This window comes from Pusillimonas sp. NJUB218, assembly GCF_003788685.1.
Classification (GTDB): Bacteria; Pseudomonadota; Gammaproteobacteria; order Burkholderiales; family Burkholderiaceae_B; genus Neopusillimonas.
Genome location: NZ_NQMK01000028.1, coordinates 1 through 281 on the forward strand (window position 1 = coordinate 1; position 281 = coordinate 281).

Annotated in this window: 1 rRNA gene; it reads right to left on the reverse strand. The window is 53.7% G+C overall.

Features of this window, described 5'->3' with window-relative positions:
* A 16S ribosomal RNA gene (locus CHR62_RS15555) occupies nucleotides 1-281 on the reverse strand; the annotation flags it as partial.

Consider the following 281-nt stretch of genomic DNA (forward strand, 5'->3'; position numbering starts at 1 on the left):
GGTTTTTCGCGTTGCATCGAATTAATCCACATCATCCACCGCTTGTGCGGGTCCCCGTCAATTCCTTTGAGTTTTAATCTTGCGACCGTACTCCCCAGGCGGTCAACTTCACGCGTTAGCTGCGCTACTAAGGCCCGAAGGCCCCAACAGCTAGTTGACATCGTTTAGGGCGTGGACTACCAGGGTATCTAATCCTGTTTGCTCCCCACGCTTTCGTGCATGAGCGTCAGTATTATCCCAGGGGGCTGCCTTCGCCATCGGTATTCCTCCACATCTCTACG